This window comes from Shewanella hanedai, assembly GCF_007197645.1.
Classification (GTDB): domain Bacteria; phylum Pseudomonadota; class Gammaproteobacteria; order Enterobacterales; family Shewanellaceae; genus Shewanella; species Shewanella hanedai.
In genome coordinates this window covers 1-25172 of sequence record NZ_VKGK01000020.1, presented here as the reverse complement: position 1 = coordinate 25172, position 25172 = coordinate 1, and the positions used below count along the sequence as shown (strand labels likewise).

Genomic DNA, 25172 nt, shown 5'->3' with positions numbered 1-25172 from the left:
ATTAATTCCTTATCGCCCAAAACTGCAGCTCAAGTTCAGGAAAATCGCCAGCAACATGGAAAGCAAACCCAGTAGAGTGCCTTAGCATCTCCCAAGATTTACTTGTCCTATCAAGTTGGAAATAGGTGTAGCCTGCGTGGTATGGCAGCTGTCTTGGTGCAACGGGTAAAGGTGTAAGCCCAACACCGGGAAGCTGCAATGAGATCAACTCACGAATTTTCTCAACCGATGCAATCTTAGTTTGTTGGATAAAGAGCTTTTTCAGCTCTTCTAATGGCAACTTGGCTCGCACCGCTAAGATGAAATCAGCCTCTTTAATCAGATCAGGATCTTGAACTGGCGCGACCATTAAGCCGTACTTACGTTTCTGCAATTGCAGCGACACCGCTTTAGGCTCAAGCACAATGCTCAACGACTGGCGTAACATATTCATCAACTGACCAAATGAGGCAACGGGCATATCATGATCGTATGGGGTAAATATTGGTGCGATACGGCTGTCATCGGTAAAGGAAAATAGCTCGCCACAAATACTGACCAAGGTCAGATATAACTGCTCAGGATGCAGGCCTTTTAACTGTGATAAGTGCTGCAGAATGGGTTGCATTCGGTTTAATGCCTGTAACAGCATAAAATCAGATACATCTGCCACGCCACCTTGGCTTGGGGAGCCAATTCTTACTGCTATATTTTTTGCCCTTTCACGCATCATCCCAGCCATTTCACCAATAAAACGGTGCAAAAATGGCACACCTAATACATTGTAATGACAAGGAATAAAGTTAGGGTCTAGCACCACACTGCCATCAGGGCGCTTTTCTAAAATTTTAGCTATCGCCACCGACGAATAAGCGCTGCGGTCTTCCTTTTCAAACATCAGTCTCATCTGCACTGGGCTGACATCGATGGTTGAAAAGTCGCCCTGTTCGCTATGAATATCACGCACTTCATGTCGATGAGACACAAAGCGTGAGCTCGCCGAAGAGGAGCTCTCTGTGACTTCGGTGATGGAATCACTGCGCAGTGAAAGTGCCAAATACACAATTTGGTTTGCCAATGAACCGTCGATAACCTCAAGTGCATTTGGTAATACATCTTCTTGAGGAATATTGAACACGGTTCCGTCAGGCATGACGCCTTTGGCTCTTTGTATCGCAATGCGGCCAAAGCCTAAATATTCAGGATTTAGCTCGAGTTGAGATACACCGTACAGATAACTGTTTACCGAGCTTAATCGCTCATCGGTGACATATTCAAAATAACGCTGTTGCTGCTGAAAGTGTTGTGGTTTTATGAATAGACCTTCAGCCCAAATTACTCGATTTCTTGACGACATGTTTATTCCACTTTATCCAGAATGACTTCCTGTTCTTTAAATAAAATCAAAATATGGTATTCCCTACCAATTGGTTTGATTTTTATCACTTTTTTCCATTGTGAAACTTCTGGATCACCAAAATGTGCCATGACCCCTATGTAGCGTGTATCATCGTCGACTTCAAAAGGCTCAATAAACTTAAATTGCCCAGGTAACATAGTGAAGTCGCTATGATCGATATAGTTTGATCCCAAAGCGTCTTCGAAATCATTCACCAAAGAATCATAATCTGCAGCGAGCAACTTAGAATCGTCTTCTAACTCAAAAAGTTGAAACTCAATCGGGGTTGAATCCCCATTAGGATTTCGATTCACATCCTTTTGAGCCACGATGCTATAAGTCAGTTGTGTTGGCAGATCTTTAGGTTCTCCAACAGGAATTGAGGGATCCCAAATCACCGCACCAACCTTTTTAGTGCCCTCCCATACAGAACCACACGCTGTCAGCTGCCCCATCAAGATAATGACAAGTACAAGACGCAGTGTTTTCATCAAATATCCCTTTGAAGTTCACGTAACTTACGATCGTATGCCTGTTCAAATACTTCCCAAAAAAGCTTTTCAAACCCTTTTTGGCGGTTAGAGGTCAGCTCTTCGTAGTACTTTTCGTACATAGACCAAGCCCACTCATCACCGGTTTCTAAATTAAGATCACTAGACTTACGGTATTGGGCAAAACGCTTTAACAATTTAGTGGGCGAAAATGCCGCTAAAATGTAATCCAACGCTTCACTGATCGCCGATTGAACGGCTTCATTGTGATGCTCAATCGACTGCAGACTTTCAGCAATTGCAGCTGCAGATGAAAGGTGTACCGGGCTTCTATCATGTGAGAATAAAGTTTTAACCGTCTCTTCATAACCCAAACCTAATCTAAGGGGGTTATCTTCAATCGGCTGCATGTTTTTATTCATCAACTCATAACGACTCTGGTTCGCCGTGTTGTGCAAAGCGAGCAGTCCTGTAATTGCCGACTTTAGTGCAGCACCAAGATCCACAGACAGCGATTGCATCTGATCGCTATTTTGCAGTGAGCCAATTTGTACGCCTAATCCTCTAAACAGAGGGCCGCTGGTGATATGCTCACCTAACGATTCAGCGGGCTGTTCAAGCCCAGCATGTAATTCAGATTCCAACAAATCGAGGGTCTTTTCGTCCATGGTAAATTCATCCAAGTAAGTGTGCTTCTTCAATGCAATGGCAGAATCTTGGGTATATTCCGAATCTGCCTGCATGGTTAACTCTTTATTACTAACCACAACGTCAGTGTCGATTAGGCTAATATGATCAAGCTCTTCCTCTTTCCTAGATTCAAAACTCAATATGTTTTCTTTGCTCCGATTCTGTAATGCATCTAACGCCAACATAGGGTCGTCAACGGATGTATCACGGATCTCCGCCGCTTTTTCTGCAACAGGCTCTTTCATTAACTCAGCAAAGTCATTTTCGCTGAACATCTCAGAAACCCGTTTAGTTAGACCGGTGGAAGGGTCTGACGCTAATCCCAGTGAAATTCTGACCTTGTAAGGGCCAATTTGAATCTCATCGTTTTCATTTAAACTGGCAATGCGATTCAGGCCGATAGGCAAAGAGGAGTTATTAACAAAGACCTCTCCGCACAGATCTTCTAAGCAGAACTGTTCATCCAACCAAAGAATTTTACAGTGCTGAGAGTACACCTCTCCTTCTCTGTCCTTTAATCGCCAATCGGCATTGATATCACACCCTAAAATACCGCCTTGCTGTGTAAAACGAACAAAAGGCATTAGCCCTGATTCCAACATCTGGGAATTAACGATATTGAGAGATATTGATTTATCCAAGATTCACCTCATTACTGCCTTATTTGTATTAATACGTGTTGTTTTTTAATTTCAGCTTGTCCCAAAAATGAGGACCAACCTAACTGGCCTCCTTTCTCTTCACCTAAGCGGAGTAAAGGGATTTCATCTGTTTTTAGCGTCAGTTCAAAATCAAATGCCATCTGCTCTCTCAGGATCACTTCCATCACTTTACACAGCGGCATAAACTCTTTGCCTGAAGGAAGAAAATCGTGAAATCTGCTTAGTGATAGATCTTTAATACACAACACAAATTTGCCACTGATATCCCCTACTCTCTCCCCTAATACCGTATCCATACCGAGTTGAGAGTTGTATTTCCCTAATTGGCAACGTTGAGAATCGGGGATCTCCACATGCCTAAATTCAAACTCTCGAATCGATACATCTTCAAGATCGAAACAGTGAGCAACAATGCCCGCCACAGCCTGTGGTGAACGGCTTCTGCCCGCCAACATGCCCGCATACGCCAGCATCTTGCACCAATTAATAGGGGTTTCCCCACGCACGTCTTCATTTGCCAAGCCCACAAGTGCAAACACTTGGGATGAAAACTTATCGACAGCATTGTCTTGAAAACGGATGTAATATCGATACTTTCGCCACGCTCGATAAAAAAGCGCTATTAATCTGTTGTTAAAAAAATCTAAAAAATCTCGCTTGATGTTCCTATCGTCGTGCAGCAACTCCTCTAACATGTAACTGGGTAAAGGGGATTGCACGCCATTAAGGCCTAAGAAAGTGGTCTCAATCTGTACTCTCTCTTTTGGGTGTCTCTCAATCCCTGTCACATCACTTGCTGGAAAACCTAAGCTGGGATTGGCAGAAAAAAACACATTACCTAAGCTTTCCCAATCCTGTCCTTCTGGATTATTTCCATCCAATTTATGCATTAATTCAACTAGCTGGAAAAAATTATAGGAGCTAACATCTTCAGGAAGTATCAGCTCATTTTCACCATCGTTTAAATCAATGGCTGCTGACCTATCTGAATATCCCATGTATACCTTTCCTGATTAGCCGCATTAATAACAATCAACTGATGAAATGAATTGATGCTGGCATAGAGAGCAAAAAAACGGCTCAGTACCGTGGCAAAGAGATACAGATCGCCTTCAGAGCCGAAATAGCTTTGATCCAGCACGATCTCAGACATCAAGCCCCGCACAGGCATGCCCCGCAGAATTCGCTCAGTGGGCTTGGATTCAATACTGACGATGCCATCAAGTCGCTTTTGTGTGATCCGTTCAGCTTGTCGATCGATAAGCGATTTAAAATCATAAGCGCGAATGATTGAGCACAAGGCATCTTTGGAAAGCAGTGAGAGATAATTCAATGACAAATTGGATATCAAGGTCCACAACATGCTGCCATCCAAAACGGGACGTAATGATGCATTGGGTTCGGTGATATTTTTAAAGGTGGCAAAATTAGGTGAACTGTCGGTGGCAATGCAGATATCGCCTTTGCCTAACTTCATCGGTAACTGACGATTAGTGCAGGTTAAGCTAACCGACACCGCCTCGCTGACATCGAAACTTTGCGTCTCATCCCCTCTGACAAAAGAGATAAAGTGGTCGAAACCATCTTCACGAATACTCTCTTTTACTCTAAGGCGATAGTAGAGTGCGACACGCTCTCGTGCGCGCTCAATTTCATGTTGGAAACTCTCAAATGGCGTATAAATACGCTCTTCACCACGGAATCGACCTTCATCAGAATCCACCCAGCCTTCCACTTTATCCACACTAAAAATTTCAAAATGAGAGGGCTTTCGGCTCGATGGCAAAATGGGGTATTCTATTTTTTTACCGGTTAGATCAATCGGGTCAGCGTCATGTGAAAAAAGGTTCAGCACAGGCACACAGTAGAGCTGAAAAGATTCATCCCGAATAAGCACATCTGCTGGCAGCGTACGAGAGAACTTTAATTTAATGGAAAAGTCACCCGTTAAACCGCTTGGCAGGCATTTGTAGATATTGCAGATATCGAAGAACATAAAGGCATCTGGAAATGACAAATATTCCTGTAAAATTCGATACCCTTCATACACATTTTGCGGGTAAGGCAAGATGCCATCGCCACTGGCAAAACCGACGCATTTGAAACTGGATTTTGGCAGTGAGTAATGTCTATCACCCACGTGAATTTCAATCACGTCTAGGTAATGGTTGAGCCATAAATAGAGCATCTGTGCGCTGTAATCTTGCCCGCCTAAATAAAATCGAAGATCATCAAGGCCGACCTCATTTAATGAGAGATCGCTTAAATTAGTAAAATGAATATCAACGATTGATGCTTCTCTGGAATGCAAAGAGTCGATATTGTTCACCACTAACGGGTAGACATTGACCTCTCTGCACGTAGTGAAATGGCACACTTCACCGTTCACAGGAGTTGAGTCCAGCATGCAGCCTTTTTCAATCGTTTGCTTATGGCTGATGCCACGCTCAAGTGGAGAGAAACGAACAATGCTCGTGCTGGGAACTGGTCGCAGGTAATTAGGCCACAACATGTTGATCATTGAGTGAGTCAGCTCAGGAAACTCATCATCAATTTTTTCGCGCAATCTGCCCGTTAGAAAGGCAAAGCCCTCGAGTAAACGCTCCACATCAGGATCGGTATTGTTACCGTGTAAATAGCGAGCCAGTTGAGGATGAAGATCGGAAAATTGCTTCCCCTGCTCTCTGAGAAAGGCCAATTCATCCCTGAAATATTTGTCTTGAGACACGGTCAACTCACCCTATAGGTACGGTTACTGTCCAGAAACAGATCTATCTCAATCTTTTCTTGTTCAGTTTTAACGTTAATTTTTCCGAAGATATGAAAACGCAGACTAAAAGGACAAGTGTTATCGTGTAACACGCGAATATCCAAATGAGATAATCGCGGTTCGAAACGCTCAATACACATCTTTATGCCTGACTTGATCCTAACGCCTAAATCAAAGCTTCCAGAATTAGCATCATTAAAATCAAACAATCCTAGTTCTGGGCAACTTTGAGATTCTCCGACCCGCGTATTCAGCAGGCCAGAGATATTGCGTTTAATCGAAGCAATGACATATTCAATGGATTCAGGTCCATCTGAAACGTGTTCTTTTTCATCGCCTAAACGCTGAAAAAAGCTCACTCCAAGAGTGTCGTCATGATTAAACAATTTGAGTTACTCCTGGTCTAAACGTCCAACCAAAGAGAGTTCAAAATTGGCTCCCATGTACTTAAAGTGTGGTCGAACAGACATAGACACCTGGTACCAACCTGGATCGCCCTGCACATCCATCACTTCCACTTTAGCGGCACGCAGAGGTCTGCGACTTCTCACGTCAGCGGGTGGGTTTTCCTGATCAGCAACAAATTGCTTAATCCAACTATTAAGCTCTCGCTCAAGATCTTGACGCTCTTTCCATGACCCAATCTGCTCCCGTTGCAGCACTTTAATATAATGCGCTAAACGGTTAATGATCATCATGTAAGGGATCTGAGTACCTAACTTGTAATTAGTCTCGGCCTCTTGACCCTCTTTAGTGTTTGGAAACACTTTTGGCTTCTGAATTGAGTTTGCAGAGAAAAATGCAGCATTATCACTGCCTTTACGCATGGTTAAGCTGATAAAACCTTCATCAGCAAGCTCAAATTCTTTGCGATCCGTAATCAACACTTCCGTTGGGATCTTTGATTGCAGCGCCCCCATAGATTCAAATACATGAACAGGGAGATCTTCAACTGCACCACCACTTTGTGGACCAATAATGTTTGGACACCAGCGGTATTTAGCAAAGCTTTCGGTCAGACGTGTCGCTAAAGCGAATGCAGTATTACCCCAAAGGTAATCTTCGTGGCTTGCATGCACACCTTCACGATAATTAAACGAGCCGATTGGATTATCGATAGGATCATAAGGGACACGCAATAGGAACCTAGGCGCGGTTAATCCTAAGTATCTTGCGTCTTCTGACTCTCTTAATGAACGCCACTTAGTGTATTTAGGGCTTTCAAACGTTGACTTGAGATCTTTCAAGTTTGGCAACTCTTCAAATGAATCAATACCAAAAAACTCAGGGCCAACAGACGACAAGAATGGCGCATGTGCCATTGCACCAACAGCAGCAACGTACTGTAGTAGCTTCATATCTTGTGAAGAGGGAGTGAAGGCGTAATTACCTACAATAGCACCAATCGGTTCACCACCAAATTGGCCATAACCTGAAGAATATACATGCTTATAGAGGCCAGATTGAACGGTTTCTGGCGCAAACTCAAAATCATCAAGTAACTCACCTTTAGTCACATGAAGTACTTCGATTTTAATGTTCTCTCTAAAGTCTGTTCTATCAACTAATAACTTCAGATTTCTCCACGATGATTCCATCTGTTGGACAGATTCATTATGCAGAACTTGATCCATTTGACTGCTAATCTTTTTATCCAGCTCAACCAACATTTTATCAACAAGCGCTTTATTGATTGGTTCGCTGCTAGATCGCGTTTCAAGAATATTACTGATGAAGGCTGCGACGCCTTTTTTAGCAACATCATAGCCTTCGTCGACTGGTGACATCTTGGTTTGAGCCAAGATTTCATCTAACAAATTACCATTCAATACCTGACTACTTTCCTGCGCTTTTTCCATTGATTCCATGAAATTATATTCCTTTAATGAACCTTCAAAATTAGTGGGGATACTGTCCACGTCATTTTTCCATATTGAGTGATTCCCAGTACTTAAGTACTAGTTATCTAGAGTTTGAAGTTCTGCTAATAATTGCTCACGAGAATCCTCGGTCTCAATTAAATCCTGCAGTTTTGTTCGAAATGATGGGATATTACCCAGTGGACCTTTTAAAGCAACGAGGGCTTCTCTTAGTTCAATGAGTTTATTTATTTCAGGAATTTGTGTCGCGATGGAATCAGGAGAAAAGTCTTTCATGGAACTGAAATTTAAATTTACAGTTAATTCGTCAGATTCATCATCAGTTAATTTATTAGCGACCGTAGTATTAACTGCAAGGCCACTTTCTTTCATTATAGATTCAAAATTTGTTTTATTTACAGATACTGACTGTCGTTCTTCAAGTTGTGTATCTTCTCCGTGGCCTTTAAAATCACCCACGATCAACATTTTTAATGGAAGTTCCATTTCCGCTTGTTGGTCACCTGTTGAAGGAACATATTTGATGTTAATGCGTTCTTTAGGTGCAACTGTGCCATCTTTTGCCATTTTAAAATCTCCATATACGGCTTATAGGGAAAACCCTATTCCAATTTCTTTACAGCATTAACCTAACAATCCGATAACAACCGTCTTTTAACTTAATGCATACTACAAATCCACTTCCATAGTACATAGTACCAACGTAGATCTATCACAGCAGTCATTCTATCTACAGAAATAGTAAAAACAAGTTAAAAATTAACATTGGTCACACCAGTATGTATATTTAAACTGTCGAAAGGATGGGGAAGTCATTCGGTTTCAACAAAATACAGTAAGGATACTAATAGAATTAAATTTTATATTTCAAGTATTTAACGCGTATTTTTATATATTTAAATTTCTTACGTAAAACAAAGAGACTGCTCAAGTTACAATCAATAAAAGGCAGTTTAAAAACTTATCATCACGCCTATAAATCTTAATTATTTATTTAAAATAATACATTAAATAGCCACAAATAAATTCAAGTCGAGAATTAGATTTTTAAAAAATGCAATAAAACTTACACTCACATTGATCTACACCAATATTCAATAAAAACCAATTTAATATTACAGCGACATGAATAAAATCAGTCTAAAGACTCAGAAATGGCAGTTAACAAATGAATAACAAGTAATTTTAATTAATAATATCAATTAAAAAATATAAACAAACAAGTATGAAACACCTTGACAGCTTGGTGAATACATAACCAAAAAAATAATATGTAAGTCATAAGAACTACTAGCGCATGAATATATTCCAATGGTCAAACACATCCAAAAAATAATAACAAGGATGTGAAGGCGATTAATTATTAATTTACACTTGAATAATATTACAATTAATATTATTCCTATTGTTCTTATGATTGCCTTATAAGGTTCCTTATTACTCTTATAATTATCGCTCAACTCTGGTTAAATTATAACCAAAACTTTAGTTTCCTTTGAGTTTAACGAAGCGTTTATGAGTCACTCTCAATCTAAAAATTTTAACCATCGTCAGATACGACAGAGGCTAACATAGTGCTGTTAGCCTCTTAATTTTCATGCTGGCTGACTTTAACCGCTTAAGCCCCTAAGGATAACCTTCGACTTTAATATCATCGATGGCAATATCCCCTTTCCAGCCTCCAACAGCTTCAGCACGGAATCGAACGCGAATATCGCCCTCAAAAGCGGAGAGATCGACCTCCTGATGCTGGTAAGCTTCACTGCTGCTAATCTGCTGCTCACCACTGACTTGAAAAAGTGCTATTTGCCAACTTCCTTGATGAAAGACATCAACAAAGAGGCTCCCTATTTCAGCACCGTACATATGGTAATGGAAACTAAGTAGACGTGAAGATCCGGCTAAGGTTGGACTATCTAGGTATGCCGTATTTCCCGCGCTGTAAGCAAAGTCTTTTGAGGTTTCCAAATAAGCATAGGTACTTTGAGTATTGGCACCTGAAGCGGGGCCTGTTGAACTCGATGGCGTTGTTCCTGCTTCCGTTTCCCAGACGTGACTTGCACCAGTGCCCTGACTCCAGCCGTTGTTGAATCCAGATTCAAAATCCAATGACGTGAGTGCTGTTATGCTTGCTTCTACCACGTAAAGCTCTACTTGAGCCTCACTTGATGCTCCTTGTGGATCTGTCACTCTAACCTGCATAGTATTCAATCCAAGATCGGCACTTTCCGGCGTACCTGTAACTTGGCCATTGGCGGTCAAGCTTATCCAGGCAGGAGCAGAGAGCACGCTGAAGGTGAGCACATCACCATCAGGATCGGTTGCTGCAGTAGAGATATCAGCGTTATAAGCAAGATTGACACTGGCATCGGCAATCACACTAGGATTAAGTGTAAATACAGGCGCCTGATTTTCTGGCGTAAACGGGGTGCCATACACTTGCAAGTTATCAATGGCGATATCCCCTTTCCAGCCCCCAGCGGCCACAGCCCTTAGCCTAAAACGAACAGCTCCTGAATATGCAGATAGGTCGACATTGGCTTGACGATAACCCTCAGAACTTGAGCCTTGCTGCTGGCCAGATATTTGCCAAATATTATTGTTCCAACTGCCATCTTTAAACAGATCGACGGCCAAGGTGCCAATATTGGCACCATACATATGATAATCAAAACTCAAACGTGGTTGAGTAATATTCCATTCACGGCTCTCAATAACAGCCTGCTCGCCAGCGGTATAAGCACCTTTGTTATTTGAAGTCTCAAAGTAGAGATAATAACCTTGTCCGCCGACACCTGAATCAGGACCCGTTGAACTTGATGCTGTCGCACTGTTTAGTCGGCTCCAATCCCAATCATTGCTACTATTGTTGCTCCAATCCCCTAGACCTGATTCAAAATTTTCCGTTGAGATTAGCGTCTGCGCAGTCACCTCAATCAAGACTCTATGGCTTGCACTCTCACCTTCATTGTCCGTCACCAACAGCTCAACCCAATAACTACCAGCAGTTTGATAGACATGCTTAGGTGCCTGTTCACTCGATTGGCTATTGTCGCCAAAGTCCCATGCCCAGGATACGACTTGCCCATCCAGATCTTGGCTTTGATCGATAAAGTTAAGGGTTAACCCCTGCGCGTTATAGATAAAACTCGCATCAGGTGCTTGATTCACCGCCCCCGCAGTAACACTAACAGTCTGACTGTGAGTGTTACTGGCTCCAGCTTCATCCGTCACCCTCAAAGAAACCTGATAGCTTCCATCTGATTGATAAACGTGGGTCGGTGATGAGGTGGTTGAAGTGGCGCCGTCACCAAAGTCCCATAACAGGGTCAATATTTGATTCTCGGGATCGCTGCTAGCATCGGTAAAATCGACGCTCAGATCATTCGTACTGTAGGTAAATGCAGCCATTGGTGGCAGATTACCATCGCCACCGGTTCTAAATCCCGCCACGGTTGCCGCCGTCAAATTCAGCACTCTGGCATTATCGTGGGTACCCGTCGTTCCTCTCACCACATTTTGAAAACTGCGAGTAGGATCTGACCAAAAGTTCTGTCTGGTACAGCAACTATTACTGTTATAAGACATAATAGAGCGCCAACCACCTTGGCTATAAAGAAACCCATGACCAAAGGCATAAGGAGTGGTGTTGCTGTCTTTTTCAGGGTTGTGTCGTGCAGACATCAGGTGACCTAACTCATGACCAAAAGAGTAATATCCAGTTGCACAACTGTCCTTTACCACCATAAAGGCCGTATCTTCTGACGCACCAATCTCTCTTGCACGCCCACATGCACTGGCATCACCAATTAAGATAGCGGCAACATCAGCACTATATTGTTCTCTGATTTGATAAACATCATCCATGTAGCCATCATTGGGCAGATGAAATCGGTCCAAATCTAAACCATGATCGCCTGATTCTGCGTAGTTAAGCTCATAGCTATGAGCTAGCTCAACTTGTGCATTGACCCCTGAATCAGTAAATCCTTGATTGGTTTCAGCCACCGCCAAATCGATTAACGCCTGCATGCCAGGATTTTGATTTAACGCTTCGCTGGTATAACCGACCAACACTCGAATCACAGAACCTGTTGCCGCCGATGGGCTCACAGATAGTGGTTGCGCTGAATATCCGCCTCGCTCGTTGAATGGACTATTTCGACCTTCCGTTAACGCCTCACTGTGTTCGTCGGGGAGCAAGGTTTGATCTATCTCTTCTAGCTCAATCTGCTGATTATTTGATGGTTTCATCTTAAACAATCGACCATTGAATTTGATGGTGGCAGACAGAAACTCACCTGATTTAACTAAAATAATCTGGTTATCACCGGGAAACAAAGGTGAGTTTTGGTTAACTACCTCTCCCTGCCAAACTAAAGAGCCTGAAGCGGTAATATAGGCGAGTGTCTTTTGAGCAATAATGACACTTGTGTCCGGCAGCTCAAATTTAAGTGAACGCGTCTCCTGCTTAAAGCCCCCCAACTGCATGTTGTAGCGAGTGACGCTTTTAACCTCACGATCTTTTTGCACTGCTTGTTTTGAAACAGATTTATTCAATGGAGCCTTGGTGATGATTTCAACATCGCTGCTTACCGACCACGCAGGCGCGATGAACAGACAGCTTAATACCACAGACGAAATCGCAGTTAACTTGGGATGTGTTGCTTTTATTGGGTTACTTAGGATTCTCATATGTTTATTCCTGTATGTGTTACACACAGCGAACAGCCATCAATACGACTTTATTTGTCAGCAAGATCACTGAATTACCTAACCGCAGAATCACGACCGACTCCGAAACTAGACAGTAAGCTATAACTCAATAACACTGAGAAACACATGAACAGAACATCGTTTTTATCTCTATTTTTGTAGATTATAAATAGATGTTTTATATAAACTTTTGGTCGTTAAAATAAGATGAGAATGAAGATAGGAGAGAGGATGAGCAGAAAGTTAATAACTCAGAAATAAAAAAGCTGCAAGGCAAAACCTTACAGCTTTATGTCTATTTACCGGCTTGTCACAGTGTTTATGCCAAGCTAGTTAACTAATGTTGAAATTAGTTTAGAAACGACCCACAACGCCTACACCCATTCCAACGCCATCGTAATCAGAATCAAGGACTTTAGATACGTTAAAGTTGGCAGAGAAACTGTCAGAGATACGTAACCAATATGCTGTACGAATATTGAACGTATCATCAGCATCACTATTAATGTAGCCAGCGCCAACTGACCATGAGTTATTCACATACCAGTCTGCACCTAGGTTAAACACATCATCTGAATCTAAATGTACCCAAGTCGCTTTCAAATCAACACCAGCTGTAGACTGAAGCGCAATGTAACTACGTAGGTTTAGACCATAGCTCTCTTCAACATTACTATCGCCGTCTTGATAAAATGCAGATACAGAAGATGACTCATTGAAGTAGTAACCCACCTGAGCGCCATAGGTATTAAAATCAGTGCTAGATACGTCTACTTGCTGATAGTTAGCAGAAACAAACCATTTTGAATCAAAAACATAAGTGCCATCAACACCGTATTGATCATAATCAGCTACATCAAAAGTGCTGTAGTTAGCACCTATGTTTGATGTTTGTGCAAGAAAGCCATTAAGTGCATAAGGACTTTTGCTTTGATCAACTGGAGCAACATAGTAACGATACTGGGCATTCCAAGCACCATCACTGACTTCTTCAGAATTTGTTTGGTAATCCAGACTGGCTTCATGTTGAAAAGCATTATCTTGTGCAGCGACTGCACTCATGCTTGTTAGACCCAGTAAGATTGCTAGCGCTGTTGTAGATTTGTTCATCAATTTATTCCCTTATATTTATGAAGCTAGGAGAATAAAATTATTTGAGGATCTGTAGACTTGAAACTTAACTTGTTCAATCCATTATACTCTTGAGAATTTAATTCATTTAAATACTCTGCTCTCCTAGCGGCGAAGACAATAATTCAAACCAAACAAAAAGGGAAACAAAAATACACAAAAGTGAAATAAATTGCTAAAAAAACACTTAAAACCCAACTTAAACAACTTAAAATTAACAAGCTGAAAACATTTAAACCATTTAATGACTATATATCAGATAAAAAAACTATTTAAAAAACACGTATCACTTCAGGCCTACAGAGGTTTTATGTTCAGACCTTAATCTTAAGCTCTATGTTCATGTCCCTTATGTTCAGATAACACCTGCATAGCCGCAGTAATGGCAATCACAGCCTTAGAGTTAAACTCACGCTGATATAAGGTGTACACCACCAATAAACTCACGCCAATAAACAATATAGGGTGAAAAAACCAACTCAATACCGCCATCGAGAAATAATACGCACGCAGTCCGTAGTTATAAGAGTGCGCCGCTTGATCTTGCACTATGGCCATCTGTAGAGCATAGCTTTTCAAACTTTCATCAGTCCCAGACTGATCAACCGGGGCAGCACCAATCATCACATTGAGGAAACCGTACTGACGCATTGACCAAGTAAATTGGAAAAACGCCATCACAAAAATAAAGGTCAGCAGAACCAGTTTAAGTTGAATCATTGTATGATTGGGCACTGCGGTAAAAGGAATCGTCGCGATCACAGACTCTAATTTGTCGACTTGAGCAAACAGAGTAAGCACACCGGCCAAGATCAACATGGTTGTCGATGCGAAAAAGGTAATGTTTCGTTCAAGATTAGCCAGTAAAGCCGCCTCCCCCACTCTAATCTCTCGACCAATCAACTCATTCATCCAGTAAATACGGTGTTGATGCAAGCAACGAGCAATACAATTAGTGGTCTTCGCCTTACGACGCGCAAAGCTAGTATAGCCTATCCAGCACACGAAAAAGCAGGTCAAAGAGACAAGATCTAACACGGGAAAAGACATAACAACCTTTAAATATCAGAGAGTAACTTATTAAAGCAGCTTTCCTAGCTGCTGACTATGCACAGAAGCATAAAATGACTTAATTAATCGGAGCTTTGATTTAGGTAGCCTTTTTCTTCTACGAACAAAAAACCGCAGAGCGATATCTGCGGTTTTTGTTTCACGTTTAAGGCACTAAATTAGAAGAACCTTTTCTATGTGCAGCCTAACTAGGCAGTTTGTTGATTTAAATTAAAAAACAACGATTTGCTCTGCGGTACACGTTGACATCCCTTCATCACAGGCCTTATAGGTGTAGCTACCACCACCTTTACCTGTAATGGTATCGGTATAAGTTGAGCTGGCTGATGTTGTCGCTATTTTATTGCCATCACGATACAGATCGACATTGCTGCCAGCTGCGCCGCTAAAACTCAAATCGACCTTTTTAACGCCTTTACTCTTGTAGCCATTTGCACTCAGCGTAAAGTCACCACCTGGCTCTCCACCACCGTCACCAGCACAACTATTTGCCGTCAGATACGCATCTGCTGCCGCGGCTTTGACAATGCCATAACCAAAATAAGCATCGTTACCCGCCGCACCACTGTCCATTGCCGTCGCTTTTAGCGCATCACGAATTTCATTACCTGTACACTCGTTATGGTTAGACCAGACCAGCGCTGCAATACCCGACACAGCAGGTGTCGCCATTGATGTGCCACTCATGAAACCATAATCTGATGTACCAATATCGATACTGATGTTAGCAGCAGCCAAAATAGCGGCTCTGTCTTCAAATGCTGCACCAATAGCCGGAATCGTCGTCGCATTAGTGTCACCTAATGTGCCGTACAACATACCCGCTTCATTATTGATAATGATCGCGCCTAGGCCACCAGAACCTTCACAATGTGCCACTTTATCGTGGAAAGAGATGACACCACGGTCGATAAGACAGATATTGCCATTGGCACCACTGTCCGTCGCTTCTGCAGTTCCCATGTAGTAAGTACCACCAGCAATCGCACCCGCATTTTCCATTGCAGAGCTAGCATATGTCGTACCATCGACAGACATATTTGATGCTGTCGCCATACCCGCCGGATAGGTTGATAGTGTATCAACGCCCCCCGCCGTGACCTCAACACAAATAGTCTCATCAGTCTTGACGTTCTTACCACGCCCCGAAGTACAAGATGGGAATTGTGAGAAATCCGCAATATTATTATCGGCATCGTTAGCGCCAATCATCATCACTGAAGGATAACCTGCGGGGTATGAGCGTACGTTATTGCCATCATTACCGGCAGCGGCAACCACTAAGCCACCCGCATCAACAAATGATTGAAATGCATTTGATTCTGTCGAATTAGCACCGCCACCACCTAAACTCATGCTAATAATATTCGCGCCAGCGGCACTACAAAGATTTGCTGCTTGCGCTAAGTCAGATGAGTAGCCCCAACCATCGTCGTTAAACACCTTGATAATATGCATATCGACACCTGGCGCCATGCCAACCACACCGATGTTATTATCAGCAGCACCAATGGTACCGGCGACGTGTGTACCATGTGGTCCACCGTTTTCGTTCCAGTTACCCGTGCCTGAATCATTGTCACCTGAAATATTATTCCATTCAAAATCGCCATTACTGGCATCTAAACCTGAATCGATAATACAGACTTTCATGCCAGCACTGGCGTTAAATGCCACTTGATTCGCCTGAGATTGATAAACCGCATATGGCGTAATTTGTTGCGCCATAGGGTTGCCAGCATCGTCACTGTATACCGACATTAATTGACGACGTTGATCAGCTTCAACCAGCTTAATATGAGGGTTATGCATCAAGCCTTTCACTTGAGATAGGTCTTTACCTGCAAATGTGGCAGAGATAAAGCCATTTCCATCAACATGGATCTTTGCACCGAGTTTGTTAGCCAGTGCCTTAACAACACCCTTATTACCATTATCTACTTGTATGATGTAACGATTGTCATCAGCTGTTGCGGTCGTTGATACACTCACTGTCAGGGCAATGATAGCTCCCGCAATTTTCGATAATCTCATAAAGTCTCTCCGTTATTGTTTTAGTATAGAGTTACTGTTTAATCTGAAAATAGCGCAAAAGTATCGGCTGCGACTAACGCCATTTACTCTACTTTCAAGTAGTTACATTACTGAACCTAACAGAGAGACCTTAAATTAACAAGTTATTAACATTGTGTTTAGAGAGAAGTACTCATTATTGTATAAAGAATATAGCAGCATAATTAAATCAAGTTATGTCATTGATATTTCACTTATGATACTTTTTTATTATTCATCTACATCAGGCATCCTATTTCTATGTTTAGCCCTAAGAGCCTCTCTTTTTTATCCCTACTGGCCAAAAATAACGATCGTGAATGGTTCAAAGCCAATCAGACTCAATATGAGGCTGAAGTTCGCACTCCGGCTCTTAAATTTATCGAGGCGATGCAACCTCATATTCTTGCCTTGTCGCCCAGACTCATCGCCCTGCCTAAAAAAGTAGGCGGTAGCCTAATGCGTCCCCAAAGAGATGCCAGATTCAGTAAAGATAAGACTCCTTATAAAACCAATGTAGGTATTCAATTTAGGCACTTTCAGGGCAAAGATGTGCATGCTCCAGGGCTCTATCTCCATATTGCAAACGAAGGCTGTTTTCTCGGCGCAGGAATTTGGCACCCAGATTCAAAAGCACTCAATAAATTGCGTACCTGTATTGATGAAAACCCCAATGCTTATAAAAAAGCACTCGCTCAGATAAGAGCTGCTGGGTTTGAGATGGAAGGAAGCAGCTTGATCAGGCCGCCTAAAGGCTATGACAAAACTCACCCTATGCTCGATGAGCTAAAACGCAAAGATTTTATCGCCATCAAACCTATTGAGGCGACACAACTCCAAGATAAAGACTTTGTCTCTTGGTGTGCCAAGGAGTTTGAGCAGACCCAAAAATTAATGGCCTATTTATGTTTTGCACTGGATCTGGATTACTAGTCAGCTACTCTTGTTCTTTTAAAGAGATAAGGGTGCTTTTCAATACCTGATAAGCTCCCTCAATCACCTCAAACTGACCCGCTTTACCGAGTATCCGTATTCCCTGCATCTGCATTAAGAGAAAACGGCTCACTTGTATCGGGTCGACATCGGCTCTGAGTTCTCCGCTAGCTTTAGCGTACTCAATACTTGAATTAAACGCAGCGAGCATACCCTCGAACAGTCGCTCACACTGCTGCTTAACCACCTCATCAGAGATGATCTTCTCCAGTATCGCATTTTGCAGGAAGCAACCATATTTCTGCTCCTTTTGTATCACCACAAAGCGCTCGATATAGCTTAACAGTCCATCAAGCCCGCCATTAGCCGCTAAGGGTTTCAATTTAGGCTGCGAATATTGCTCTAAGTAGTAGCGAAGAGATTCACGATACAGGCTTAACTTGTCACCATAGGTGTTATACAAGCTAAAGCGGTTTATGCCGAGGTAGGCAACCAGATCTGCAATAGAAGTGGCTTCATAACCCTGTTGCCAAAACAGCTCCATAGCCAGTACCAACTTCTCTTCTCTGTCGAAATTACAACTTCTTGCCATAGATCTTTTTACTCTTATTTAGTCAAAACTTATTCTTGACCGAACGTTCAGATATAGTTTAGATTCTAACCTAACCAATCGTTCCGTTAAAGTCTTTACTGCCACCAATAAGATGAAACCCTAATGACACTATATGAATTGGCTCCAACACCGAGTGCTAGACGCGTTAATATTTTCCTTGCCGAACTGGGCGTCAGCGTTGATAGAGTCAACGTCGATATTCGTGGCGGAGAAAACTTAACCGATGAATTTAAAGCCATGAGCATCAACGGGCGTATTCCAGTGCTCAAGTTAGATGATGGCCAAACCCTGTGTGAATCTGTTGCCATCTGCCGCTACTTCGATGAACTGCTCAAACCGGTTAATTCACTTTTTGGCAATAGCCCGATTGAAAAGGCAAACGTGGAGATGTGGCAGCGCATCTGTGAGCTCCAAGGCTTATTCGTCGGCTTTCAGGCCTTTAGGAACATCACTAAAATCTATGAAGACAGAGAAAACTGCATTGAGGCTTGGGGCGAGGAATCAAAACTGAGACTAATCGATTTTCTGCCCACATTAGAGACTCAACTCAGTCAGCATGAGTATATCGCTGGTAACACTTTTTCTATTGCAGATATCACAGCTTATGTCATGGTGAGTTTTATTCAGCATCTGGATATCACACCAACGCCGGTTCAGCTTCATCTACAACGGTGGCAACAACAGATAGAACAACGAGTTGCAGTGCAAAGTGTCAATGCAGGTACTAACACTTAACGAAATAACTCAATATTAAACTACGATATAAACTTTGGAGTAATCATGATTGACCTCTACACAGCAGCGACACCCAATGGCCATAAAATATCTATCGCATTAGAGGAGATGGGACTCGAATACCAAGTTCATCATCTGGATTTAATGGAAGCTGATCAAAAGAAACCTGAATTTCTCGCCATCAATCCAAATGGTCGAATCCCTGCCATTATCGATCGTGACAATGATGACTTCGCCGTATTCGAATCTGGTGCAATTTTATTGTATCTTGCAGAAAAATCAGGAAAACTCCTACCAGCAACCCCTAAAAAGCGTTCTCAGGTCATTCAGTGGCTAATGTTCCAGATGGGCGGTGTTGGACCTATGATGGGGCAAGCAAATGTGTTTTATCGCTACTTTCCTGAGAAGATCCCCGCCGTTATCGCTCGTTACCAAAACGAGAGTCGCCGCCTGTTTGAGGTGATGGATAAGCAACTGGCCGATAACCGCTATTTAGCTGGCGATGAGTACTCCATAGCCGATATTTCAACTTGGCCTTGGGTGCGTATTTATGAATGGAGTGGCGTCGACATGTCAGGTCTGGAGCACTTGCAGCGTTGGATGAATGAACTGGCTGAACGAAAAGCGTGTCAAATTGGAATTATCACTCCGCCACCATCAGAGCTTAGCGATGAAGAGCGTGCAAAGCAGATTAGAAAGATGCTGACCAAATAGCCTGAACTGGAATATGAGAGTATTTGGCTGACTTATCGTCGTCAGCCAAATAACATTAAACCCTTAAACCAACTTGTATGAGATCACATAGAGTTGTTCTGTGTTTGGATAAACCTCAGAGATGATCTCTTTGAGTCTGCCCAGTTCCAAATACTCTTGTTCTGCATGAAACTCATTTATCTCGCTAAACTGAATAGGATTAACCGATTCAATCTCGATATCGCAAACCTTGATATCAGTTTCAAGGGTGAACACTTCCACTTGCGTACCGGGCACATAATGGCACTCTGACTCATCCCGAATTGTGATGGTTTTTTTGCCCGATGCGACAAAAGGAGTCAAAAATTCAAAAAAGGTTATTTTTGTTGGTGCGGCTTTCATCTTTCAAATCCAAATTTTCAATCCACACAATCACTCAATGTGACTGCCTTTGGCATTACAACTATTTTACTTAGATTTGATTCAGTACAAAAGAAATATAATCAATACCACCATTTGATCCCTACCACTTAACCTCTCATTACCTGACTCTCTCCATAAGTAACTTGATTAAAAATCCCCCTAAGGCACAAGTTAAATGTGACTCTTATATCAATATCTAACCAAGCCAATCTACTTTAATCATCGCCTGTGCAATATTAGCGCGCTGCTGTTCCCGACCAAAAATACCACACATATAAAACAATGGGCGCCCTCAATAAAATTGTTTTGAGGCAAGTTCAGTCAGCATTTTTATCCCTACTTTTTACTAACATTTAAGTGTAAACACCATGAATCAATCAATGAGCAAGGTGCTGCTGATTTCGGGTCATCCCGATCTCAAACGCTCAATTGCGAACAACGAAATCCTGAATAGACTGCAAAAAATGAGTTCTCTTTCAGTGCACAAGCTCGACCAAGTTTGCGCTAACTACTGCATAGATATAAAAGCGGAACAGGCACGCCTGACGCAAGCCGACATCATCATCTTTCAATTTCCCCTTTATTGGTCAACTTACCCTGCATTGATGAAGCTTTGGTTTGATGAAGTGTTTAGTTATAACTTCGCTTTCGGCCCAAAAGGCGACCAGCTCAAACACAAGAAAGTCATTCTATCGATAACCTGCGGCGCAACTGAAAACTCTTATCAGCCAGGGGAGTTTAACTTCTTACCACTTGAGCAATACCTACAAGCAGCTTTGCACCCCATTAAGGCGGCCCAAATGGAGATAGTCGACACCATCATTACCTTCAATATGAACTCAACGACTGACGAAGGTGGCAACCCAAACACGGTCATCAAGCTCTCTCAGCAACACGCCGAGCGTTTAATCCACGTTATTAATCAATTGATTAATCATATTCATCAATAGGCCTTTCTATTATGTTGCAATCTTTACTCGGTATCGCTGCCCTACTCGTCGTAGGCTATCTTTTTTGTAACGCAAAAAAACAAGTTAACTGGCGCACTGTCGGTGGCGCGTTAATCATTCAATTCTCTATCGCAGGCTTCGTGCTCGCCACCAGCTTTGGCGCAAGCATGCTATTAGCGGTCTCAAATGGAGTCGCCAATGTGCTTGGCTTTGCCACCAAGGGCATCACCTTTGTGTTCGGTAACTTGGTGACATTCCAAGTGGAAAACTTAGGTTTCATCTTTGCTTTTCAAGTGCTACCAGCCATTATCTTCACCGCTGCATTAGTCAGCTTGCTGCACTATATGGGGATCATGACATTCTTTGTAAAAATCCTCGGAGGCGGCTTACAAAAGATCATTGGTTCTTCTAAAGCAGAATCAATGAACGCAATTGCTAACACTGTGTGTGGCCAAACTGAGGCGCCACTATTTGTAAAACCTTGGCACCCACATCTAACCAAATCTGAGATTTTTGCCATCATGGTTGGGGGTTTAGCCTCTATTGCAGGCTCTGTGTTAGCAGGACTTGCCGGTATGGGAGTTGAAGTACGATACCTAGTGATGGCCTGTTTTATGAGTGCGCCAGCCGGCTTATTGTTTGCAAAATTGATGATCCCAGAAACAGAGCAGCCAGTGAACGATGTTCCGGCCCTGCCTGACGATCAAAAACCAACAAACTTTATCGATGCCATAGCTAAAGGTGCAATAGCAGGTATGCAAATTGCGGCAGTTGTTGGCGCAATTTTGATTGCATGTATCGGCTTAATGGCCATGCTCAACAGCATGATCGGCTGGGCTGGCGGTTTGTTTGGCTTTGAGAACATTACCTTAGAACTACTATTGGGCTATGCGTTCTCACCTATCGCTTGGTTAATTGGCGTACCTTGGGTTGAAGCCAACGTTGCGGGTAACTTCATTGCGCAAAAATTGGTATTAAACGAGTTTGTTGCCTACGCAGGCTTTGCACCTTATATCTCAGGTGAAACCCTTGTCGCAACCACTGGCGAAGTGATGTCACCTAAGGCTGTGGCCGTCATTACAGTTGCCCTATGTGGTTTTGCTAATATCGGCTCAGTATCCATGGTTGTGGCTGCGCTAAGCACCATGATCCCTAAACAGTCTAGCTATATTGCCTCTGTTGGGATGAAAGTGCTGTTAGCTGCCACGCTAGCCAACTTATTATCAGCGACGGTTGTGGGTCTTTTTATCTCTTTTTAAGTAAATAACTCAAACTGAACTATTTAGCGGTAATCAAAAAAAACAACGCCTAGATCATCTCTCATGATCTAGGCATTTTTTGCATTCAAGTAAACAACTACACCAACAAGTACTCTCCTGTAGCACCAGCACTGTTTAGATAAAACTCTCTTAATCTTTGTAAGTTTTTAAAGCTGCTTGTTTGTTAATTGTTGTTAACTGAGAGTTATTTAAGCTTTTGATAATAAGTCGCTTTATTATTTGTTCGCAAGGAGCGAACCTTGCGCTAGGATGCAGTTCGAATACACAAATGATGTATGCCTTATTTAGGAATTAACATGACTCCACAAGAAAAAGAACTGATTCAAAATGTCGCCGATAAACTAAAAGCGATCCCAAATAAGCCAAAAGATCCTGAAGCTGATGCCCTAATTAGCCAAGAAATCGCATCTCAAGAAGACATCGTCTACAAGCTGACGCAAGCTGTATTAGTGCAAGAGATGGCACTTAAAGACATGAAGTCAAAAAATGACTTTTTAGAGTCACAAGTTGAACACTTCAGAAAAGAATCTGAGCGTGGCACCCTGAGCCGTATGATGGGCGGCACAACTCCAGCGCCTGTTCAGCCACAACCTGTTCGCCAACCAAGTGCATTTGGTGGCTTTATGCAAACCGCAGCCAGCGTTGCTGCCGGTATGGTTGCAGGTCACCTAATCAGTAACGCACTGTTTGGTGATGATGAACCCACTGCAGAGGCGACACCTGAAGCAGACGCAGCTGATACTCAAACTGCAGATGCTGGAACCTCAACTGATGAAAGTGCAGATTCAAGCTTCTTAGGTGATGACTCAGGTTTTGCCTCTGAATATAGCGAACCAAGCTCAGACTTCGGTGCTGACACATTAGCAAATAATGGTTTTGGTGAAGAAGAGAGCTTCGGTGGTTTTGGCGACGACGAAGATTTTTAATCGGTTGAACTGCTGCTAGCCAATACTCACTCTTTGACGTTCTAAGTGGTATTGGCATAACAATTCCTCCTCAACAAAGCTAATTCTACCCAAGTTGAGGAGGAGTTAACCTAGGGAATTAATATTTCGCTTTCCTTAGCAATTGCACTCTACATAAATTCATCTACCACCTCGTGGCTTTAGACCCATGTAATGGACCTTACAGAACCGTAAACTCATGTTTCGAATTGTTTTTGCTGGTCACCGAAAACACGCAACGCGACAATGCAATAAAATCGCTAATCGGATTCATTATTGATCCTCTTTTGACTTTGGCTGCAAGCTTTTTAACCATTTCAAACTGTGTGCCGCCACCAGAGGAGACGAATCGCTATGTCCATAGGACTCAACAACAATGCGCTTTATTGAAGCTAATCCCTTATATTTTTTATTTCTTAGTTGGCTAACAAAATCTTCGACAAATGGCTCTGACTCTTTCTCTAATTCACCATAAGAAATAAAGACATTAATCGCAGATTGTGTATTTTTTAAAGCGGCATGTTCTTGAGCAAAGAGAGTAGGAACTTTCTCGTCCAATGGACTACCGAGAATGTAATTTTTAAATGTGTCGGGTTGTACCATCAGTGCGTAAACACCAAATACTCCACCAGCGGAAAAACCGAAATAGGTTCGATTGTTAGGTTCGGTTCGGTAATTGCTTTCTACAAACTTAAAAACATCTTTGCGAATAAAAGCCAGGTGACTATCAGCTTGGCCAAATTTTATTTTGGGATGTCTTGGATTAATGGTCTTCTTAAATGTGTAATCCATATAACGACTGACATGAACCCCATATTGTTGCTTTAAATCCTCTGAAATGTCTTTCTGCCAGGAGATGCCTACTAAAATTACATCTTTCATAATCATATATGAGGCAGATGATAATAATTCGATATGCTCGACGGCATCTGTAAAGTAAACAACCGGGTAGTTTTTGTCCTTATTTTTCGCGTAATTATCGGGTAGTTTGATGAGTAGCTCGTATTGTTTATTCGATATAGTATCTTTAATCGGAATAACTTGTGTTCCAGGCATCGGGTATAATTTGTGCTCACTTGCTCCAACATTGAAGAAAGGTAATAAAAACAAAAAAACTAAAATCTTTTTCATATCGAATCACTCACTTGTAAATTGCATGACAGGTTCTTGTTATAAGTAAGGGTTTGAATGTATAGGATTAGAATGAAAAATACCTGACGTCCTTATGAATTTTAGATGATTTTATCCTTACGGCGATAAACAGCTTATTAAGTACATATAACGCTCGACTAAGGAGCAAATAATTGTTGGCTAAAATAGTGAACGCAGTGAACAAAAGCCAACTGTTTTTTGTCCGTTCTTTAGCGCCTTGTATGGATAATAAACCCACCTAATTACAAATAATTCCCAGTTTCGGGTAATGTGAGACCCAGGCTTTAGCTGCAACTAAAGCTTTCATTTGTCGTAGTTCGATTGAGCAATGGCTCCTCTATTGAGAGACCGATAACAAGAACGAACGCGACAAACGACTCCAAGCAAAACACTCGAATAGTCTACTGGGTCAGGAGCCCGCCCTGAAGTCATGAGTAGAAAACCAAGCAAGAGTTAGCTTATTATGAAAACAAACACTAATCAAAACATTAACGTCGGTGTTGATACTGGCAAGTTCCAACTCGACATTTACATTCGACCTCTCGATATCTTCTTTACCGTTGCTAACGACGATAAAGGAATTAAAGAAGCGGTGAGTCGAATACAAA

General features: G+C 42.2%; 21 protein-coding genes and 1 pseudogene. 7 read left to right on the top strand and 15 right to left on the bottom strand.

The genetic code is table 11. From position 1 onward, the window contains the following. Window position 1: 1 nt before the first annotated feature. The 12 genes from tssK to FN961_RS15820 form a co-directional block, all read right to left on the bottom strand. Complete coding sequence (gene tssK / locus FN961_RS15875; protein ID WP_144041161.1) at window positions 2–1336, bottom strand: type VI secretion system baseplate subunit TssK; 1335 nt, start codon at window positions 1334–1336, stop codon at window positions 2–4. 2 nt (window positions 1337–1338) lie between these two features. Beyond that, complete coding sequence (gene tssJ / locus FN961_RS15870) at window positions 1339–1869, bottom strand: type VI secretion system lipoprotein TssJ (RefSeq protein WP_144041160.1); 531 nt, start codon at window positions 1867–1869, stop codon at window positions 1339–1341. After that, window positions 1869–3200, bottom strand: a complete 1332-nt coding sequence (tagH, locus tag FN961_RS15865) for a type VI secretion system-associated FHA domain protein TagH (RefSeq protein ID WP_144041159.1) — start codon at window positions 3198–3200, stop codon at window positions 1869–1871. The genes tssJ and tagH overlap by 1 nt, the downstream gene beginning before the upstream one ends. A gap of 11 nt (window positions 3201–3211) precedes the next feature. Then, window positions 3212–4219 (bottom strand): type VI secretion system baseplate subunit TssG, encoded by a 1008-nt coding sequence (tssG, locus tag FN961_RS15860; RefSeq protein ID WP_144041158.1) that lies wholly within the window; start codon window positions 4217–4219, stop codon window positions 3212–3214. Continuing rightward, on the bottom strand, window positions 4183–5949 hold the full coding sequence (gene tssF / locus FN961_RS15855) for a type VI secretion system baseplate subunit TssF (protein ID WP_144041157.1): 1767 nt from the start codon (window positions 5947–5949) through the stop codon (window positions 4183–4185). Before tssF ends, tssG begins: the two co-directional genes overlap by 37 nt. A gap of 2 nt (window positions 5950–5951) precedes the next feature. After that, a complete protein-coding gene (gene tssE / locus FN961_RS15850; RefSeq protein ID WP_144041156.1) occupies window positions 5952–6377 on the bottom strand; it encodes a type VI secretion system baseplate subunit TssE in 426 nt (141 codons plus the stop codon). A 6-nt stretch (window positions 6378–6383) separates the two neighbouring features. Beyond that, window positions 6384–7859, bottom strand: a complete 1476-nt coding sequence (gene tssC, locus FN961_RS15845) for a type VI secretion system contractile sheath large subunit (RefSeq protein WP_144041155.1) — start codon at window positions 7857–7859, stop codon at window positions 6384–6386. Between the two features lie 90 nt (window positions 7860–7949). Then, on the bottom strand, window positions 7950–8438 hold the full coding sequence (gene tssB / locus FN961_RS15840; protein ID WP_144041154.1) for a type VI secretion system contractile sheath small subunit: 489 nt from the start codon (window positions 8436–8438) through the stop codon (window positions 7950–7952). Window positions 8439–9497: 1059 nt separating this feature from the next. Next, a complete protein-coding gene (locus tag FN961_RS15835; RefSeq protein WP_144041153.1) occupies window positions 9498–12566 on the bottom strand; it encodes a PKD domain-containing protein in 3069 nt (1022 codons plus the stop codon). A gap of 375 nt (window positions 12567–12941) precedes the next feature. Next, window positions 12942–13697 carry a putative porin gene (locus FN961_RS15830; RefSeq protein ID WP_144041152.1) on the bottom strand — a complete coding sequence of 252 codons (756 nt, stop codon included), beginning with the start codon at window positions 13695–13697 and terminating at the stop codon, window positions 12942–12944. A 348-nt stretch (window positions 13698–14045) separates the two neighbouring features. Then, window positions 14046–14768 (bottom strand): DUF599 domain-containing protein, encoded by a 723-nt coding sequence (locus FN961_RS15825; protein WP_144041151.1) that lies wholly within the window; start codon window positions 14766–14768, stop codon window positions 14046–14048. Window positions 14769–14999: 231 nt separating this feature from the next. Then, on the bottom strand, window positions 15000–16823 hold the full coding sequence (locus tag FN961_RS15820) for a S8 family serine peptidase (RefSeq protein ID WP_144041150.1): 1824 nt from the start codon (window positions 16821–16823) through the stop codon (window positions 15000–15002). Window positions 16824–17102: 279 nt separating this feature from the next. Here FN961_RS15820 and FN961_RS15815 point away from each other — a divergent pair, with 279 nt between their 5' ends. Continuing rightward, window positions 17103–17774, top strand: coding sequence for a DUF2461 domain-containing protein (locus tag FN961_RS15815; RefSeq protein WP_144041149.1), 672 nt, complete (start codon window positions 17103–17105; stop codon window positions 17772–17774). A gap of 4 nt (window positions 17775–17778) precedes the next feature. On the opposite strand, the gene FN961_RS15810 is transcribed toward FN961_RS15815, so the two are convergent. Next, window positions 17779–18366 (bottom strand): TetR/AcrR family transcriptional regulator, encoded by a 588-nt coding sequence (locus FN961_RS15810; protein ID WP_144041148.1) that lies wholly within the window; start codon window positions 18364–18366, stop codon window positions 17779–17781. A 123-nt stretch (window positions 18367–18489) separates the two neighbouring features. Here FN961_RS15810 and FN961_RS15805 point away from each other — a divergent pair, with 123 nt between their 5' ends. Together FN961_RS15805 and FN961_RS15800 are read left to right on the top strand one after the other, a co-directional pair. Then, on the top strand, window positions 18490–19122 hold the full coding sequence (locus tag FN961_RS15805) for a glutathione S-transferase (RefSeq protein WP_144041147.1): 633 nt from the start codon (window positions 18490–18492) through the stop codon (window positions 19120–19122). A gap of 45 nt (window positions 19123–19167) precedes the next feature. Beyond that, entirely contained in the window at window positions 19168–19836 is a 669-nt protein-coding gene (locus FN961_RS15800; protein WP_144041146.1) for a glutathione S-transferase family protein, read from the top strand. A 63-nt stretch (window positions 19837–19899) separates the two neighbouring features. Here the strand turns inward: FN961_RS15800 and yqfB are convergent, their stop codons facing one another. Further along, the gene (yqfB, locus tag FN961_RS15795; protein ID WP_144041145.1) at window positions 19900–20217 is read right to left on the bottom strand and encodes a N(4)-acetylcytidine aminohydrolase; all 318 of its coding nucleotides are present in this window, start codon (window positions 20215–20217) and stop codon (window positions 19900–19902) included. Between the two features lie 389 nt (window positions 20218–20606). Between yqfB and FN961_RS15790 the strand changes: the two genes are divergently transcribed. The 3 genes from FN961_RS15790 (at window position 20607) to FN961_RS15780 (ending at window position 23394) form a co-directional block, all read left to right on the top strand. Continuing rightward, a complete protein-coding gene (locus FN961_RS15790) occupies window positions 20607–21188 on the top strand; it encodes an NAD(P)H-dependent oxidoreductase (protein WP_144041144.1) in 582 nt (193 codons plus the stop codon). An 11-nt stretch (window positions 21189–21199) separates the two neighbouring features. Beyond that, entirely contained in the window at window positions 21200–22447 is a 1248-nt protein-coding gene (locus tag FN961_RS15785) for a NupC/NupG family nucleoside CNT transporter (protein WP_144041143.1), read from the top strand. A gap of 317 nt (window positions 22448–22764) precedes the next feature. Then, window positions 22765–23394 carry a DUF2076 domain-containing protein gene (locus FN961_RS15780; protein WP_144041142.1) on the top strand — a complete coding sequence of 210 codons (630 nt, stop codon included), beginning with the start codon at window positions 22765–22767 and terminating at the stop codon, window positions 23392–23394. Window positions 23395–23685: 291 nt separating this feature from the next. Here FN961_RS15780 and FN961_RS15775 read toward each other — a convergent pair whose 3' ends face one another. After that, window positions 23686–24543 carry an alpha/beta hydrolase gene (locus FN961_RS15775; RefSeq protein WP_144041141.1) on the bottom strand — a complete coding sequence of 286 codons (858 nt, stop codon included), beginning with the start codon at window positions 24541–24543 and terminating at the stop codon, window positions 23686–23688. A gap of 484 nt (window positions 24544–25027) precedes the next feature. On the opposite strand from FN961_RS15775, the pseudogene FN961_RS15765 reads away from it, so the two are divergent. Continuing rightward, window positions 25028–25172 (top strand): annotated as a pseudogene (locus FN961_RS15765) (IS110 family transposase); the annotation flags it as partial.

What these genes read in the sequence shown, in the direction of transcription:
- tssK (WP_144041161.1), bottom strand. Translation starts at nt 1,336, where the DNA reads ATGTCGTCAAGAAATCGAGTAATTTGGGCTGAAGGTCTATTCATAAAA.
- tssJ (WP_144041160.1), bottom strand. Translation starts at nt 1,869, where the DNA reads ATGAAAACACTGCGTCTTGTACTTGTCATTATCTTGATGGGGCAGCTG.
- tssG (WP_144041158.1), bottom strand. Translation starts at nt 4,219, where the DNA reads ATGGGATATTCAGATAGGTCAGCAGCCATTGATTTAAACGATGGTGAA.
- tssC (WP_144041155.1), bottom strand. Translation starts at nt 7,859, where the DNA reads ATGGAATCAATGGAAAAAGCGCAGGAAAGTAGTCAGGTATTGAATGGT.
- tssB (WP_144041154.1), bottom strand. Translation starts at nt 8,438, where the DNA reads ATGGCAAAAGATGGCACAGTTGCACCTAAAGAACGCATTAACATCAAA.
- FN961_RS15835 (WP_144041153.1), bottom strand. Translation starts at nt 12,566, where the DNA reads ATGAGAATCCTAAGTAACCCAATAAAAGCAACACATCCCAAGTTAACT.
- FN961_RS15830 (WP_144041152.1), bottom strand. Translation starts at nt 13,697, where the DNA reads ATGAACAAATCTACAACAGCGCTAGCAATCTTACTGGGTCTAACAAGC.
- FN961_RS15825 (WP_144041151.1), bottom strand. Translation starts at nt 14,768, where the DNA reads ATGTCTTTTCCCGTGTTAGATCTTGTCTCTTTGACCTGCTTTTTCGTG.
- FN961_RS15820 (WP_144041150.1), bottom strand. Translation starts at nt 16,823, where the DNA reads ATGAGATTATCGAAAATTGCGGGAGCTATCATTGCCCTGACAGTGAGT.
- FN961_RS15815 (WP_144041149.1), top strand. Translation starts at nt 17,103, where the DNA reads ATGTTTAGCCCTAAGAGCCTCTCTTTTTTATCCCTACTGGCCAAAAAT.
- FN961_RS15810 (WP_144041148.1), bottom strand. Translation starts at nt 18,366, where the DNA reads ATGGCAAGAAGTTGTAATTTCGACAGAGAAGAGAAGTTGGTACTGGCT.
- FN961_RS15805 (WP_144041147.1), top strand. Translation starts at nt 18,490, where the DNA reads ATGACACTATATGAATTGGCTCCAACACCGAGTGCTAGACGCGTTAAT.
- FN961_RS15800 (WP_144041146.1), top strand. Translation starts at nt 19,168, where the DNA reads ATGATTGACCTCTACACAGCAGCGACACCCAATGGCCATAAAATATCT.
- yqfB (WP_144041145.1), bottom strand. Translation starts at nt 20,217, where the DNA reads ATGAAAGCCGCACCAACAAAAATAACCTTTTTTGAATTTTTGACTCCT.
- FN961_RS15790 (WP_144041144.1), top strand. Translation starts at nt 20,607, where the DNA reads ATGAATCAATCAATGAGCAAGGTGCTGCTGATTTCGGGTCATCCCGAT.
- FN961_RS15785 (WP_144041143.1), top strand. Translation starts at nt 21,200, where the DNA reads ATGTTGCAATCTTTACTCGGTATCGCTGCCCTACTCGTCGTAGGCTAT.
- FN961_RS15780 (WP_144041142.1), top strand. Translation starts at nt 22,765, where the DNA reads ATGACTCCACAAGAAAAAGAACTGATTCAAAATGTCGCCGATAAACTA.
- FN961_RS15775 (WP_144041141.1), bottom strand. Translation starts at nt 24,543, where the DNA reads ATGAAAAAGATTTTAGTTTTTTTGTTTTTATTACCTTTCTTCAATGTT.